Source organism: Arsenicibacter rosenii, assembly GCF_001870735.1.
Classification (GTDB): domain Bacteria; phylum Bacteroidota; class Bacteroidia; order Cytophagales; family Spirosomataceae; genus Arsenicibacter; species Arsenicibacter rosenii.
The window spans coordinates 48,715-63,789 of the sequence record NZ_MORL01000004.1 but is presented as its reverse complement, the minus strand read 5'-3'; the positions used below and the strand labels follow the sequence as shown (position 1 = coordinate 63,789).

General features: G+C 51.3%; 10 protein-coding genes. 2 read left to right on the top strand and 8 right to left on the bottom strand.

The features are described 5' to 3' along the window. Positions 1-45: 45 nt before the first annotated feature. Positions 46-876, top strand: coding sequence for a sterol desaturase family protein (locus BLX24_RS09345; RefSeq protein ID WP_071503195.1), 831 nt, complete (start codon positions 46-48; stop codon positions 874-876). A gap of 121 nt (positions 877-997) precedes the next feature. Here BLX24_RS09345 and BLX24_RS09340 read toward each other — a convergent pair whose 3' ends face one another. From BLX24_RS09340 to BLX24_RS09310, 7 genes are all read right to left on the bottom strand, one after another. After that, positions 998-4,822 (bottom strand): ATP-binding protein, encoded by a 3,825-nt coding sequence (locus BLX24_RS09340; RefSeq protein WP_071502868.1) that lies wholly within the window; start codon positions 4,820-4,822, stop codon positions 998-1,000. A gap of 78 nt (positions 4,823-4,900) precedes the next feature. Then, complete coding sequence (locus BLX24_RS09335) at positions 4,901-5,293, bottom strand: response regulator (protein WP_071502867.1); 393 nt, start codon at positions 5,291-5,293, stop codon at positions 4,901-4,903. A gap of 63 nt (positions 5,294-5,356) precedes the next feature. Further along, positions 5,357-5,881, bottom strand: a complete 525-nt coding sequence (locus BLX24_RS09330; RefSeq protein WP_071502866.1) for a GNAT family N-acetyltransferase — start codon at positions 5,879-5,881, stop codon at positions 5,357-5,359. A gap of 88 nt (positions 5,882-5,969) precedes the next feature. Beyond that, positions 5,970-7,175, bottom strand: coding sequence for an aspartate aminotransferase family protein (locus BLX24_RS09325; RefSeq protein ID WP_071503194.1), 1,206 nt, complete (start codon positions 7,173-7,175; stop codon positions 5,970-5,972). Positions 7,176-7,330: 155 nt separating this feature from the next. Beyond that, complete coding sequence (locus tag BLX24_RS09320) at positions 7,331-9,685, bottom strand: PAS domain-containing sensor histidine kinase (RefSeq protein ID WP_071503193.1); 2,355 nt, start codon at positions 9,683-9,685, stop codon at positions 7,331-7,333. A 224-nt stretch (positions 9,686-9,909) separates the two neighbouring features. Further along, positions 9,910-11,013, bottom strand: a complete 1,104-nt coding sequence (locus BLX24_RS09315; protein WP_071502865.1) for a mevalonate kinase family protein — start codon at positions 11,011-11,013, stop codon at positions 9,910-9,912. A 174-nt stretch (positions 11,014-11,187) separates the two neighbouring features. After that, positions 11,188-12,564, bottom strand: coding sequence for a Gfo/Idh/MocA family oxidoreductase (locus tag BLX24_RS09310; protein WP_071502864.1), 1,377 nt, complete (start codon positions 12,562-12,564; stop codon positions 11,188-11,190). Positions 12,565-13,078: 514 nt separating this feature from the next. On the opposite strand from BLX24_RS09310, the gene BLX24_RS09305 reads away from it, so the two are divergent. Further along, entirely contained in the window at positions 13,079-13,699 is a 621-nt protein-coding gene (locus tag BLX24_RS09305; RefSeq protein WP_071502863.1) for a T9SS type A sorting domain-containing protein, read from the top strand. Between the two features lie 166 nt (positions 13,700-13,865). Here BLX24_RS09305 and kbl read toward each other — a convergent pair whose 3' ends face one another. Beyond that, entirely contained in the window at positions 13,866-15,071 is a 1,206-nt protein-coding gene (kbl, locus tag BLX24_RS09300; protein ID WP_071502862.1) for a glycine C-acetyltransferase, read from the bottom strand. Between the last annotated feature and the right edge of the window lie 4 nt (positions 15,072-15,075).

Below are 15,075 nucleotides of genomic sequence, written 5' to 3'. Positions count from 1 at the left end.
GTACCATGCATATAGCACGGAATGCTGTTCCGTGTGACAATCCTTATGAAACAACAATCTTTTGAACAGGACGTACAGCCGCTGTTGCTGTACGCAGTGCCCCTTATTGCCCTTTGCATTCTGCTGGAATGGTGGTTTACCCGCCACGATGACCATCACCGGTCGTATGATCCGGGTGATTTTAAAGCGTCTGTCGGTATCGGATTAGGTAGCCTGATCATCAACGGTATCCTGAAAGCCGCGACGGTGGCTATGAGTCTGTTTTTCTACGAGCTGGTTCCGTGGCGGCTGCCCAATACGTGGTGGGTCTGGATACTGGCCTATGCAGGCATCGATCTCTGTAACTACACCGCTCATTATGTGGCCCATAAACAGCGCTTCTGGTGGGCGACGCACGTAACGCATCATTCGTCGGAGCACCTGAATCTGTCGACCTCGTTCCGTAACTCGTGGACGCAGTACCTGAAAATTGTGTTTTTTATTCCGGTCTGGTGCCTGGGCATTCATCCGGCAATAACCTTTACCTGCTACCAGCTGGATCTGTTATACCAATTCTGGATTCATACCGAAGTAATCGGGAAACTGCCCCGCTGGGTTGAGTTTATTTTTGTGACGCCGTCGCATCACCGGGTCCATCATGGCTCCAATGCGGCCTATCTGGACAAAAACTTCGGAACCACCTTTATCCTCTGGGACCGCCTGTTCGGTACGTTTGCGGAGGAAGCCGAAAAGCCGGTCTATGGCCTGACAAAGCCGGTTGAGTCGTTTGATGTAATTTACCTGAACTTTCACGAATGGGTCGCCATCTGGCGGGACCTGCGCCGCGCAACGTCTGTCCGGCAAGCCTGGACCATTCTCTTCGGCCCGCCAACCTGAGGTACTGATAAGCTGACAGGATTACTGGATTTGTTCGTTAAAAAAGGCCATCTTATAAATCCGGCAATCCTGTCAGGAACCAATCCGGCCAGGCATTCCATCATACAAATCCTGTCTTGTCTCAGAGTGGCAGGTAGACGGAGAACGTAGCCCCGGAACCTGCCTGAGCGGTGGCCAGAATCGTGCCTTTATGATTCTCCGCGATCTTTTTACACATGGCCAGCCCGATGCCGGTTCCCACATAGGTACTACGGTCGTGGAGGCGGTGAAAGATCGTGAAAATTTGTTCGGCATATTTTGCGTCAAATCCGATGCCGTTGTCCTGTACCATCACCTTGATAAACGGCCGGTCAGGACTGAGGCGGTTCAATTGCTTCAGTTCGTTCAGCGGCACATTCTCGGCCCAAACGGAGATGGCCGGGGTTTGGTCAGAAAATTTGATGGCGTTGGTTATCAGGTTGGTAAAGAGCTGGGAAAGCTGGAGCGGAATGCCTTTTACCGTTGGCAACACGGTACGCTGAATGGCTACATTCTTCTGCTCTATCAGTAGCTCAAGGTCAATCAGGATATGATCCAGAATGACATTCAGATCAACCTCTGTAAAGAGTTCGTCCTTTTTAGATAACCGCGAATAATCCAGCACTGCTTTGATGAGCTGGGCCATGCGTTGTGCCGAGGACGTAATTTTGCCCAGATAGTGGCCTGCCATCTCAGAATCGGTCAGATTAAAGGCCAGCAGATCGGCAAAGGTCTGAATTTTACGGAGCGGTTCCTGCAAGTCATGGCTGGCAATGTAGGCAAACTGTTCCAGCTCATGGTTGATCTGCACCAGTTCCTTGTTGGTTCGTTCAATCTTCTGCGTAGCTTCTACGAGCTCCGTAACATCATGCGACAAAATCAGTACACCGTAGATTTCATCTTTTTTGCGGAGCGGAATAAAGTAGTTTTCGAAAAAACCATTGATGACCGTTGAATAGGTGATGGTATTGTGCCGGTAATGTCCCGCCAGGGCATCGAGTGAGTCCTGATGGGCTTTTGAACCACGGGCAGCGGGGAACACTTCGAGATAGCCACGCCCTAACACCTGATTCCGGTCGTGTTTGTAAAGCTGCTCAAATTTCCGGTTAACAGCAGTAAAGTTCAGTTCGGTATCCAGTACGGCAATCACATGGGCCGACGCGTCGAATATGGTTTCGACAAACTCTTTCTGAATAACCAGTTCTTCGTTTTTCCGCAGAATCTCCCACGTCCGTTCCTGTACTTTACGTTCCAGCTCATCGGCGCTGTGCTGGGCCTGCTGACGGGCAAGTACCATGTCGGTAATGTCGTGTGCGAGGCCCATAATTCCGGAAATCGTCCCGTCTTCTTCGCGCAGAGGCGTAAAAATAAGCTTAACGTAAATGGTCTTTAACAAGCCGTTGTTAAGCAAGGTAGCCGGAATTTCGTTGGCTATGAAGGGAACACCGGTATCAAAGACGTTTTTTACAATGGCCTCAAACGGCTGCCCTTTTACCTCGGGCAGGGCGTCGAACAAAGGCTTATTGATTACTTCTTCACGGGTGCGCCCCCAATAGCGAAGCATGATATCGTTAGCCAGTTCAATGCGGCATTCCCGCCCGCGATAGAGCCCGATACCAACCGGGGCCTGCAGGAACAGGCTTTGCAGGTGGGCCGAATTCTGTTTCCGTATCCGCGACAGCTTAATCTGTGACCGGATGCGGGCCAGCAGCTCTTTTGCCGAAAACGGTTTAACCAGGTAATCGTCGGCCCCGATGTCGTACCCTTCGATCCGGGCCTCTTCTCCCGCCCTGGCCGACAGAAAAATAACCGGTATGGCGGCCGTTTCCGGATTGTTTTTCAGGGCACGCAGCAGGCCGATGCCGTCGAGGACCGGCATCATGATATCACTGACAATCAAATCCGGCTGATGTTGCTGCACTATGGTTAATGCCTCCTGCCCGTTTTGCGCCGTTTCGACATCGAATTCACGCATAGTCAGACGCCGGATATAGGCGCGCATATCCGGATTGTCATCAACAATCAGTACCCGTGCTGTTGTTTTCTCTGACGAAGCAACCGCAGGCTGCATCTCCGGTTGAGGCTCACTGTCGGCTATACGGCTGGTATCGCTCAGGCTCAGGGCCTCTTTCACAAACAAATCCGGTATGATCGACTCATATTGGGTATCCCGTATGTCTGAAACCTGATCCGGTGGTAAATGATTTTTTCCGTGCAGGAGTTTGACCGTAAACGTGCTGCCCTTCCCCAACTCACTGTCAACGGAGATCATACCGTGGTGTAGCCCGACCAGTTCATGAACCAGTGAGAGGCCGATACCGGTCCCTTCGTGAGTCCGCCCTGTGGAGTTGGCAATGCGGTGGAACCGGTCAAACATACGGGGGATTTCCCCCGCCGGAATACCTACACCGGTGTCACTCACCCGCAGTACAATATGTTCGCCCTCATTGGTAAGCGAAACCGAAATGCTGCCCTGCAACGTATATTTAAACGCGTTGGAGAGAAGATTGAGCACAATTTTCTCCCACATGTCACGGTCAACATATACGTCAAGACCGTTTAAATTACAGGAAATATGCAGTTGGAGGCCTACCTGATCCACGAGCGACTGAAAGCTGCTGGCAAGGTCGGCCGTTATCTGTCCGAGGTCGGTCGGGAAGAAGCGGGCTTGTGTACGTTTTGCTTCTAAACGGCTGAAATCCAGCAACGAATTAACCAGCCTCAGCAGCCGCATCGCATTCCGGTGACTCGATTCTATGCGGTTTCGCTCAACAAAGTTTAAGGTAGAATCCGGCTCATTGAGCAGTTCTTCCAGCTGACCGAGCATTAGCGTCAACGGCGTTCTGAACTCATGGCTGATGTTGCTGAAAAAAGTCGTTTTGGCCCGGTCCAGCTCCATAAGGGCTTCCGTGCGCCGGCGTTCTTCTTCGTAGGCCCGTACATTCGTAATTCCCGTACCGATCTGATCTGCAATGAGTTTGAAGAAGCCGAGGTAGCGTTCGTCCAGAAGCCGGTAGGGATTCAGGCCGACGATCAGCACCGTCAGCGGCTGACCGGTGTTGCTCAGCAATACCGGTTGCAACAGCGCCTTTACCGGTGGCTGTGACCACGAGCCGGTGGGTAGCCCTGTAAACCAGCCGTTCAGGTCGGTAAGCGTAGCCGTGCCCGCCGACGGCCATGCTTCACGCAGCAGCATAGCCGTCGGCGTATTATCCTGCAAAGCAACCTGCGGAATCGCTAAGGTAGAAGCCGAAGCCGGATCCGTATTACCGACCAGGGTTGCCGTTTGTTGTTCATAATCCAGCTGATAGAGGACGGCAAACGGAAAATCCTGCGGGTTTTTCTGTAAGGCCAGCATGGTCGCTTCATAAACCTCTTCAATAGATTGATTATCAAGTATGGCATTGCCGATATCCTTCAGGGTCCGGATGTGCCGCTCATTGATGATCCGTTCTGTTTCGTCAGTATTGGCGCAGATGATGCCATGGGTCCCGCCATGGTCACCCGGAACAGGACTGTAGGAGAAGGTATAGTACGTTTCCTCAGGGTATCCGTTCCGCTCCATAATCAGCAGCAGCGCTTCGTCGTAGGTACCTACATTTTCGCGCATAACCCGCCCCGCACGTGATCCGGCGGCATCCCAGATCTCATGCCAGACAACTGATGCCGGCTGCCCTAATGCTTCCGGGTGTTTGCCGCCCAGAATGGAGCGGTAGGGGTCATTATAAAGATTAATCAGTTGATCACCCCACCAGACAAACATGGGCTGACTGGAGGTCAGAATAATCCGGATGCATGTTTTCAGGCTTTGAGGCCACTCGTCGACCGGGCCTAAGGGTGTTAAGGACCAGTCAATAGCGCGGATGAGCTGACCGGTTTCACCGCCACCCTGAAGGAACTCCGGTATTGGCTGTCCCTTATGTACCATAACTATAACGTTGAGTTTATCAGTACGATCTAAGTCTATGATCTGACTGACAAATCAAATAATTAATCACTGATTTTCTCAGTATTTCGCAAAGATATGAGTTAAAGCCTGCGTCAGAATGGAAATGCTGGGCGGTTTCGCAACATAATCGGTGGCGCCGAGGGCTTTCGTTTCGCTGATATCCTTTTGTTCGGATGACGTCGAATACATAATTACCGGTACCTGACTTAAGCGATCTATCTTTTTCAGCTCAACTAAACACTGCCGGCCGTTCATGCGGGGCATGTTCAGGTCCAGAAAAATGTAATGCGGGATGAAGGATTGATCCTGTTGAAGCTTTGTGAGCGCATCAATGCCGTCGTTGGCAAAAATACAGGCAATAGCCGGATCTACTTTATGTAATGCCATTGCGAAAATTTCCTGATCGTCAATATCGTCGTCTACCAGGAAACACATTTTTTGCTGGGCCATAGGTAAGTATTTACCAGTAAACTTACGATTTTTCAGTCAATAAGTTACTGTATAGTTAATAGCTTAAACTGATTTAAGCCCTTTTCTTAAAACTTCAAACGAAAGCTCTTTTCGGGGAGTCCCAAATGAGGGATCTTTTGGAAAAGGTTTCAGGATGCCTGTCCGTTGATATCCCCGCCGCTCATACCACGCTATCAGTTCGTGACGGAGGGTAATCACGGTCATGACAACGGCGTTGCAATGATGGTCAAGTGCATAGTTTTCAGCGGCTTCGATGAGTCTCCGGCCAATGCCCTGCGCTTGTGCGTACGGATCAACAGTCAGCATACCAAGGTACAAATCATCGCCTTGTTTATCAAGAAAAACACAACCTTTCAACTGCTGATTTATCCGTAGCGTCAGAATGCACGCAGTTGGACTCGTCAGCATAGCAGTGAGGTCCTGTTCTGTTGTCCGGACCCCGTCGAGTAAATCGGCTTCGGTGGTCCAGCCTTGTTTGGAACTCTCGCCACGGTAAGCACTATTCACCAGGCTATTGAGCGCTGGTATGTCGGCCGGTGTCGCCGGTACAATCTGTTCAGTATGCATGCTGGATGGTTGATACTGGATGGTTGCTGGTTGATACTGGATGGTTGATACCGGAAGGTCTATATCCGGCAACATACCGCCGCTGCCATCACCCTTCGAGGGCCTGAAGGATAATGCCGCAGGCTTGCCGGATTTCGTCTTCGGTGATGGTCAGGGGAGGAGCAATGCGCATGGCGTTGTTACAGAACAGAAACCAGTCCGTAATGACACCGGTTTGGCCGGGCTGATCGCCAAAACTAATCGCGCGGTCGATGACTGGTTTAAGTACCTCGAATGACTCCATGCCGGCCGCCAGCATCAGCCCTTTACCGCGAATCTCAAGCAGTTTCGGGTGAACCAGTAAGTCTCTGATCAACCGGCCTTTGGCTTCGGCTTGCTGGTAAAGGTTGTTGGCCAGAATGGTTTGGAGCGTAGCCAGGGAAGCCGCCGCCGAAACCGGATGGCCGCCAAAGGTAGTGATGTGTCCCAGAATCGGGTTTTCTTTAAACACACCCATGATGTCGGGTGAGCTGATAAACGCGCCTATGGGCATACCGCCACCCATCCCCTTTGCGCAGAGCAGGATGTCGGGGACAATCGGTTCGCCAAAGCCCTGGAATGCCCAGAACGTACCTGTACGGCCGAAACCAGTCTGAATTTCATCGAAAACCAGCAAGGCTCCGACGTCTGTACAGCGCGCTCTGACGGCCCGCAGATAGGCCGGGTCCGGAACCCGTACCCCGGCTTCGCCCTGCACGACTTCCATGATCACCGCCGCTGTCCGTTTGGTAATGTGTTCGAGATGAGGCCAGTGGCCGTGTTGGATGTGACGGATGTCGGGGAGTAAAGGCCGGAAATTACGCTTGAAATTCTCTTCGCCCGATAAAGACAACGCGCCCTGGGTAGAGCCATGGTAGGCGTTGAAACAACTGATGATTTCAGTGCGGCCGGTGTAGCGTTTGGCGAGTTTCATGGCGCCCTCCACGGCTTCGGTACCGGAGTTGGTAAAATACACATTGCTCAGGGCGGCCGGCAAGGTCTGGCTCAGGGCGTGTGCGAGCCGGGTTTGCGGGCTCTGCACATATTCCCCGTATACCATCAGGTGCATGTAATGATCGAGCTGCTCCTGAATAGCCGCCAGGATGGCCGGGTGCCGGTGGCCGACATTACTGACGCCGATTCCGGAAATCAGGTCAATATACGCCTGGCCCCCGTGGCCATACAGATAAATGCCTTCTGCCCGGTCGATTTCCAGGGCAAGGGGAAAATCAGATGTCTGGGCAACATGCTGAAAAAAAAGCTGCCGATGCGTAATTTGCTGCAATGGAAAATAAAACTGGTCTGTCACAAAGGTACGGCTTTCACGGATTTTTAAAGTAGTTTCCTCTGTGAAAAGGGGCGCGCCTTCCAGAGATCATTCTTACCGTTCCTGTTCCGTTATGACAGTCCGGTCTTGCCTTCTTTTTTAAACTAGGCGTGTCGGCAGGGCAGAATAATGCGGAATATCGCCCCTTTCCCTTCTTCTGAAACCGCCGAAATCTGACCGGCATGATTAGCCACAATGCGTTGGCAGAGGGCAAGCCCGATGCCGGTGCCTTCGTACTGATTTTTGCTGTGCAGCCGCTGGAACAAGCCGAAAATTTGCTGGGCATACTTCGGGTTGAAACCGATTCCATTGTCTGTTACCAGTATTTCGCAGTAATCAGACCCCATACCGGTTTCGGCCCCATCCGGCAAATGCGGCATAATGGTCGACGAGATGGTGATCAATGGCGGAAGGCCTGCCTGGCTGAATTTCAGGGAGTTGCTGATGAGATTATAAAACAGCTGATAAATCTGTAGCGGAACGGCATCAATGGTGCAGAGGTTTTCGAAACTGATGTGCCCGTTTTTTTCAGAAAGCAATAGCTCAAGGTCATTCATTACATCACGGATAACCCGATTAAGGTCGACCCGCTGCATCGGTTGCTCCTGCTGGTTAATCCGCGAAAAATTCAGGATATCCTTAATGAGCAGCGACATCCGGTTGGCCGATGCTTCTATCCGGTCAAGTAATCCGGTTGCGGAGTGGCCGAGCTTATCGCTAAACTCTGCCTGTAGTAAGCTGCTGAATGACTGTATCTTACGTAATGGTTCCTGCAAGTCGTGCGATGCAATGTAAGCAAACCGTTCCAGTTCCTGATTGGATTGCTGCAGGTTGACATTAAGTTTGCGTAGTTGCTCGGTGCGTTGTTGAACGAGGCGCTCCAGCTCCTGCTCAGCCAGTTTCTGGGCTGTAATATCCTGTACGGTTCCGATAATCAGATGGGGAATGCCGTCATCGTTGAAAAACACACGGCCTACGGAACGAACAACCCGCTCCTGACGGGTGATCAGGTGCACAATGGTGTATTCATCTTCATAGTAGCCATTGGTGCCGGATTCAAGCGTCTTTTTGGCTTTTTCAATAAATCGGGGGCGGTCTTTGGGGTGTATCGCAATGACCCCTTCTTTGGGATCAATGCTGGTTTGTTCGAAGCCAAACCATTGACGAAGCCGCTCCGAAAAGAACGCCTGACGCTCCTGAATGTTGATACGCCATGTCCCGAGCTGGGCGGCTTCGATCGCCGTCCGGAGCTGTTCTTCGGCCTGGCGGACCTTCCGCCGGTTGTGTACCAGATTTGTCACATCGACAGCCATATTCAGGATCGCGTAAATGTCGCCCTGCGAATTGCGGAGGGGTTTATACGTGAAGTTGAAATAATAGCTTTGCAGTTTGCCGTCAACAACCAGATCGGCGCGGTCTTCTTCGGCCTGGTAGGGCACACCGGTTTCGTACACAGTGGCCAGCAACTCATGAAACGGCTGCCCTTCCAGCTCAGGGAGGGCTTCTGCCAGTTTTTTGCCGATGACATCCGGTTCTTTACCCCAGACCTTGAGCATGGCTTCGTTCGCCAGCTGAATAACCATGTCTTTCCCCTGATAAACGGCGGTAGCAATAGGCGCCTCGTCAATCAGGGTCTTAAATCGTAACTCACTTTCAACCAGCTCTTTCTGTGATAAAACCTGACTCGTGACCTCATAAGCCACCACCATAATGCCCCGGTTTGCCTGGTTGATTTCGTTGAGAGGGGCGTATACAAAGTTGAACCACGCCTCTTCAAGCGTATTGTTTCTGAATAAAAAGACCTTTGCATTAAAACCGGTGTAGGGTACTCCGGTTTGGTAGACATCGGCCAGAATATCGGGAAACGGCTGTCCGACCAACTCGGGTAAACCTGCCAGAAGGGGCAGGCCAAGAACCGCGCTGGTTTTACCCCATACCGTCAGCAGCATGGCATTGGCGGATTCTATAATCAGGTTTTCACCACGTAAGACACCCACGGCAACGGGGGCCTGCTCAATCATTTTACTGAAACGGGTTTCACTTTCAGCCAGCTGATGCTTGGTGTTTATTTCATCGGTGACGTCAATGGCGGTACCGGCAAACCGATAGGCAACATGCTGATCATCAAAGTAAACCTTCCCCTGGCAACGTAGCCAGCGCAGTTTATGGTCTTCGGCACCAATGGTCCGGAAAACGCAGTAATAGCGCCCGTCAGAGTTGGGGTCCAGCGCTCGTTTTACCGCCGAATCGACTGTTTGCTGATCGGCCGGATGAATATGTTTCAACACCTCTCTGTAGGTGATGATCGTATGTTGTGAAAAGCCGTAAAGTTGCTGGCAGCGTTCATCCCAATGAATGATTTCATTGACAGGGTCAAGGTCCCATATACCCATTTGGGCTGATTCCAGCGCAAAGCGCATCCGTTCTTCATTATCGGTTTCGTAGCCTGCCTGTGCCATTTTAAGATAGTGTACCAGGATGATAAAGCTACAAATCACAAAAATGTTTAAGGTTTCCCAAACATAAAAAACTGCAAAATCAGATTGAACGGGACGGGATACGAAGCAATAGAAACGGAATGTAAGGTGGTATTCAGGTAATATTCAGAAAAAGAAGCCCCGGCTAAAGAAACTTCAGCCGGGGAGCTTATGGTAAATTATACGTCGAAAAGAAAAGTAATTCCTCAGTTTGTAACAAAAGCAGGTACGGTTTCCTGCCGCGTACCTTCATCCACATGGATGACATACGCTTTTCCGCCCGCCCGCTCAATGGCTTCTGCCACCTTGTCGGGCTGCTCCGGCGCATAGGCAAACATACAGCCGCCGCCCCCGGAACCATTGATTTTTCCGCCGTATGCGCCGGCCTCAAGGGCAGCGTCGAGCATACGGTCGATTTTTGGGGTTGAGATGCGCTGCGCCTCCCGTAAATTCGTCTGATGACGGTACAGCAACCGGCCAAACGCTTTGTGGTTAAGTTCAGGCGCCTGGACAATCGTCAGGGCTTCCCGCAGAATGTCGCGGTTGTCGATATTGCCCAGCAATAGCGTAAACTCATCGGCAGTAAACAGGTGCCGGAACGGGGCAACCTCTTCGGCCGTAGTCGTATGCAGGCTGAACGCAGGAATTTCGGCGTTCAGCCGTTCCATAATCCGGAGCATACCGCCTTTTACCCGGCCCAGAATACCAATGGTATCTTTAGGCTCGGACGAGTCGCCGAGTACAAAACTCCCCAGAGCCGGCCGCAGGGATTGCAGCTGAATCGACGGCTGGCTGTTCAGGTAAATGAGATTACCGACAGCGGTTGAATAATGGTCCATCATGCCGCCCGGTTCACCAAATTCGAGCACTTCGGCTACGTAGGCAAGTTCGGCCAGTCGGGTGGCCGGAAGTTGCTCCGGCTGATCGGCCAGCCGGGTAAGTACGTTCAGCCACGAAATCAGCAGTGCCGATGAACTCGACGTACCTGCGTTGATCGGAATGTTGCCGTGAATCTCACCCTGTATGCCACGACTGAAGCTAAACCCTTCGCGACGCAGCACGTTGATGGCACTCCGGAAATAATCCCGGTCGTGCTGATACACCAGCGGCGAGTCGGTCAGGTCGAATACGTCTTCGGCGCCGATGTCCGGCAATTCCAGTCTGACCTGCTTGTCAGGCGTAGCCGTGGCACTGATCTGCACCCGGCGCGAAATAGCTGCGGCAATGACCGGTAAGCCCAGGTAATCCTGATGCTCACCGAAAAGGCAGATGCGGCCGGGTGTCGAAACGGTTAAGGGTGAAGGATGCATGAATGTCGGGTAATTAAACAAAGCGTAACGGGGGGATAAGCCGGTTTTTCAGGTTGAGTAAATCAGAAAAGCCTAAAATGGACAATGTGTAATGAATAATGGACAATGTAAAATGAATAATGATGGCTTAAGCCCCGTTACAACATTATTCATTGTCCATTAAACATTATTCATTTAATATATGTCGTTCAGGGCAAAGATCGGAGCGTTGGTTTTCCATTTGCCACGGGTGAAATCAGGGATTTCGATAGGCTTGCTGCCCTGCGCGATTGACTGCTCCGACAACGGACTGATGGCGCTCCAGACGGCGGCATCGTATACATCAATCGGTGGCGCCACCTGATTTTTTACAGACTCGATAAACGCACGGAGCACAAAAAAGTCGATCCCGCCATGTCCGGAGTTTGCGGCGGTTTCAGCATGTTTTTTCCACAGCGGGTGGTCATACTTATCCTGATAGTCGGCAAACGGTTCCCACTGATGCGGCTTCGGACTCTTTCCTTCCAGATAAATCATGTCGTTATCGTCCATCCAGATGCCTTCTGTGCCTTGTGCCCGGAAACCAAGTGAATAGGGGCGGGGCGAGTTGGTATCGTGGATAATCATGATGTTTTCTCCGTTGGCACACTGCAGCATTGTTGTCACCACGTCGCCTAGTTTAAAGTTGACCTTTGCGTTCGGGTGGTTGGCGCCGCCTTTGTCAACGACATATTTATGCAGCCCCCGCGATTTGGTAGCCATGCTGGTGAGGTACGTAAAGCGGTTTCCCCGGTTGATGTTCAGCCAGTGAGCAACCGGGCCGAGGCCATGGGTCGGGTACAAATCACCGTTGCGGTCGACTGAATGCTGGGTACGCCAGCGGGCTTCGGAGTAGCCTTTCTCCCCGAATTCAGCGCCGACACCGCCAATCGACTTTCCGTCGTTGAACTTAATGTTGCGCAGGTCGTGCTGGTACCCGCAGTGAGCATACAGCATTTCGCCGAACATTCCCTGCCGGATCATGTTCAGAATCGCCATCACATCGCGGCGGTAGCATACGTTTTCCAGAATCATGCAGTGTGAACCTGTTTTTTCAAACGTATTCACCAGATCCCACGACTCTTTGAGCGTAACGGTTGCCGACACCTCGACACCGGCATACTTGCCGGCTTTCATCGTGGCTACGGCCATCGGAACGTGCCATTCCCACGGCGTTGCAATCACCACTCCGTCGATGTCATCCCGTTTAAGCATCTGTTGGAACGCTTCGTCCCCTTTGGTATAGGCTTCCGGAAGTTTACGGCCGGCCTTCTCAATCATTTTATTGGTCCGGCTGATGGCGTCCGGGTCAACATCGCAGATGGCGGTAATATCGACATCATTGCGGTAGAGCGCCTGCGCAACGTGGCTGCGGCCACGGGCACCGACGCCAATGAACGCCAGACGCACCCGCTGAAGCGGTGCTTTAACCGGCGTTGCCGCTGCCGGCGAGAGCAATGACGGGATAAAAGGCGTTGCCGCGCCGGTAAGGGCAGCCGTTTTCAGAAAAGTTCGACGGGAAGTCATAGGCATATAGCGTAGTGCTTAAAATCGGCAAAGGTCATCTCAGGTTAGGCTTAACCCGATTTCGAAGGAAAGTTAGCTGGCTGGCCGGCGAAAAACAATGATAATCTAAAGGTAAAAGTGGTAATCTCCCGAATATTTATTGTACAAACGTTTGCACACTTGTATGCAAACGTTTGTACAAAATCACAGAAAATACAGGATTTAAGCAGGGATTTTTCGGATCGTCTGACAAGAGTTTTTCTGTTACGAAAAATAGCTGGAAAATCAAAATAGTACTAAAGAAATATTTTTTGTATTTTTCTGAGAGCATAGTCCAATAATTTAGAATTATTAGAAAAATACAATCGAACTGACTTTTTAATGAATCTATGGTATTTAACCAATAATTGCCCTAATTATCCCGAAAAATGTAGGACAAAATAAAGAACTTTTGCATTTTTCAAATTGGATCGGTACAAAAGTGTTGCTTTAAAAATAACTGTGAGCATACCTTTGTCACGGAAAAATTAAATAATCCATTATGAAAACGATCCAATTATCCGCAGCTGCACTGATCGCAGCATTTACCCTGGCAACAGCCACTACAGCGTCCGCATTTGATGGTGCTATTATGGGTAAAGTTACAGTTGTTAAATCTGAATCTAAGAAGTTTCAGTTGCACATTCCTAAGACAATGACACAAGGCAGCGGTGCTGTACAGGTTTCATTGATCGATGTAGACGGTACAACCTTGTTTACCGGTACAGTAATCGACCGTACACAAAAAGGTGTTCCGTTCGACGTAGCTTCTCTGCCAGACGGTAAATATTACCTGACAACAAGCACTAACACATGGTGGTCTTCACAGGAGCTGAACATCCGCGACAACGCCCTGTCAATCGATGATACAAAGCTGACGCAGATCGCCCGCCCAACCATCTCTACATACGCCAAAAATAAACTGCAGGTAACCATCCCGACCGTTAACGTTGAATCGACAAACGTTGCGATCTACAATCAGAACGATGAGCTGGTATTCGTTGAAGAAGTAGCCGGTAACATCAGCCGTCTGGATCTGAACGGATTGCCTGAAGGTGCTTACACCCTGACCGTTGGTTCAGACGTAAAGCGTTTCGCCGAACAAATTAAGGTACAAAAATAAGAGATGGGGTCAGCGCTCGTATGTCGGCCCCCTTTCTTCTCGCTTTCCCTTCGGTTGAGAAGATAAAACGCCCGGATTCGTGATCGATCCCGGGCGTTTTTTTATTGAGTGATTGAGTGGCCGCTTTGCGGCAATTGCTGATTGAGTGATTATCGCTTCGTAAGGCTTAAACCGTAGCTTCGGCGGGGATGACGCCGAGTTCCTTACCGACTTTCGTGAAGGCCGCTACTGCTTTTTGCAGGTGTTCCATCTCGTGGCCGGCCGAAACCTGCACCCGGATGCGGGCTTTGCCTTTCGGTACGACCGGATAGAAGAACCCGATGACGTAAATGCCTTCTTCCAGTAAGCGTGCGGCAAAGGTCTGTGCCAGCGGCGCATCGTATAGCATAACCGGTACAATCGGGTGCTCACCCGGAATGATGTCGAACCCTGCCGCGGTCATCGCTTCGCGGAAATAACGGGTATTGGCTTCCAGCTTATCCCGCAGGGCCGTTGATTCTTCCAGAATATCCAGCACCGCCAGCGACGCACCGACAATCGACGGGGCGAGGGTGTTGGAGAACAGATAAGGCCGTGACCGCTGCCGCAGCATCTCTACAATTTCCTTCCGTGCGGCGGTAAAGCCACCCGAAGCGCCACCCAGCGCTTTACCATAGGTACCGGTAATGATATCAATCCGGCCAAACACATTTTTCAGCTCCGGCGTACCCCGACCGGTTTTGCCCATAAACCCGCTGGCGTGGCATTCGTCAACCATCACCAGGGCTTCGTATTGGTCGGCGAGGTCGCAGATTTTGTCGAGCCGGGCAATGGTGCCGTCCATCGAAAACACACCGTCGGTCACAATCAGTTTACGGCGACAGCCCGACGCGGCCTGCAACTGGGCTTCCAGATCGGCCATGTCATTGTTTTTATACCGGAATCGTTTGGCCTTACACAACCGGATACCGTCGATAATCGACGCGTGGTTCAGTTCGTCCGAAATGATGGCATCTTCTTCGCCCAGCAGCGGTTCAAATACCCCGCCGTTGGCATCAAACGCTGCTGCATACAAAATGCAGTCTTCGGCACCGACAAACTCAGCCGTCCGGCGTTCGAGTTCTTTATGAATGTCCTGCGTGCCACAGATAAACCGGACCGACGACATCCCGAAACCGTGCGTGTCCAGTGTTTTGTGCGCGGCTTCGATTACCGACGGATGCGAAGACAGACCAAGGTAGTTATTGGCGCAGAAGTTAATGACCTCGCGGCCATCCTGAATGGCAATCGCGGCCGATTGCGGGGTAACAATAATGCGCTCGGCTTTATAGAGGCCGGCTTGCTGTATGGCGTCGAGCTCCTGACGCAATTCGTTTTTCAGATTTCCGTACATGGCT

Excerpts from the sequence above, each read along its gene's own strand:
- BLX24_RS09345 (WP_071503195.1), top strand. The coding sequence starts at position 46 with ATGAAACAACAATCTTTTGAACAGGACGTACAGCCGCTGTTGCTGTAC.
- BLX24_RS09340 (WP_071502868.1), bottom strand. The coding sequence starts at position 4,822 with ATGGTACATAAGGGACAGCCAATACCGGAGTTCCTTCAGGGTGGCGGT.
- BLX24_RS09335 (WP_071502867.1), bottom strand. The coding sequence starts at position 5,293 with ATGGCCCAGCAAAAAATGTGTTTCCTGGTAGACGACGATATTGACGAT.
- BLX24_RS09330 (WP_071502866.1), bottom strand. The coding sequence starts at position 5,881 with ATGCATACTGAACAGATTGTACCGGCGACACCGGCCGACATACCAGCG.
- BLX24_RS09320 (WP_071503193.1), bottom strand. The coding sequence starts at position 9,685 with ATGGCACAGGCAGGCTACGAAACCGATAATGAAGAACGGATGCGCTTT.
- BLX24_RS09315 (WP_071502865.1), bottom strand. The coding sequence starts at position 11,013 with ATGCATCCTTCACCCTTAACCGTTTCGACACCCGGCCGCATCTGCCTT.
- BLX24_RS09310 (WP_071502864.1), bottom strand. The coding sequence starts at position 12,564 with ATGCCTATGACTTCCCGTCGAACTTTTCTGAAAACGGCTGCCCTTACC.
- BLX24_RS09305 (WP_071502863.1), top strand. The coding sequence starts at position 13,079 with ATGAAAACGATCCAATTATCCGCAGCTGCACTGATCGCAGCATTTACC.
- kbl (WP_071502862.1), bottom strand. The coding sequence starts at position 15,071 with ATGTACGGAAATCTGAAAAACGAATTGCGTCAGGAGCTCGACGCCATA.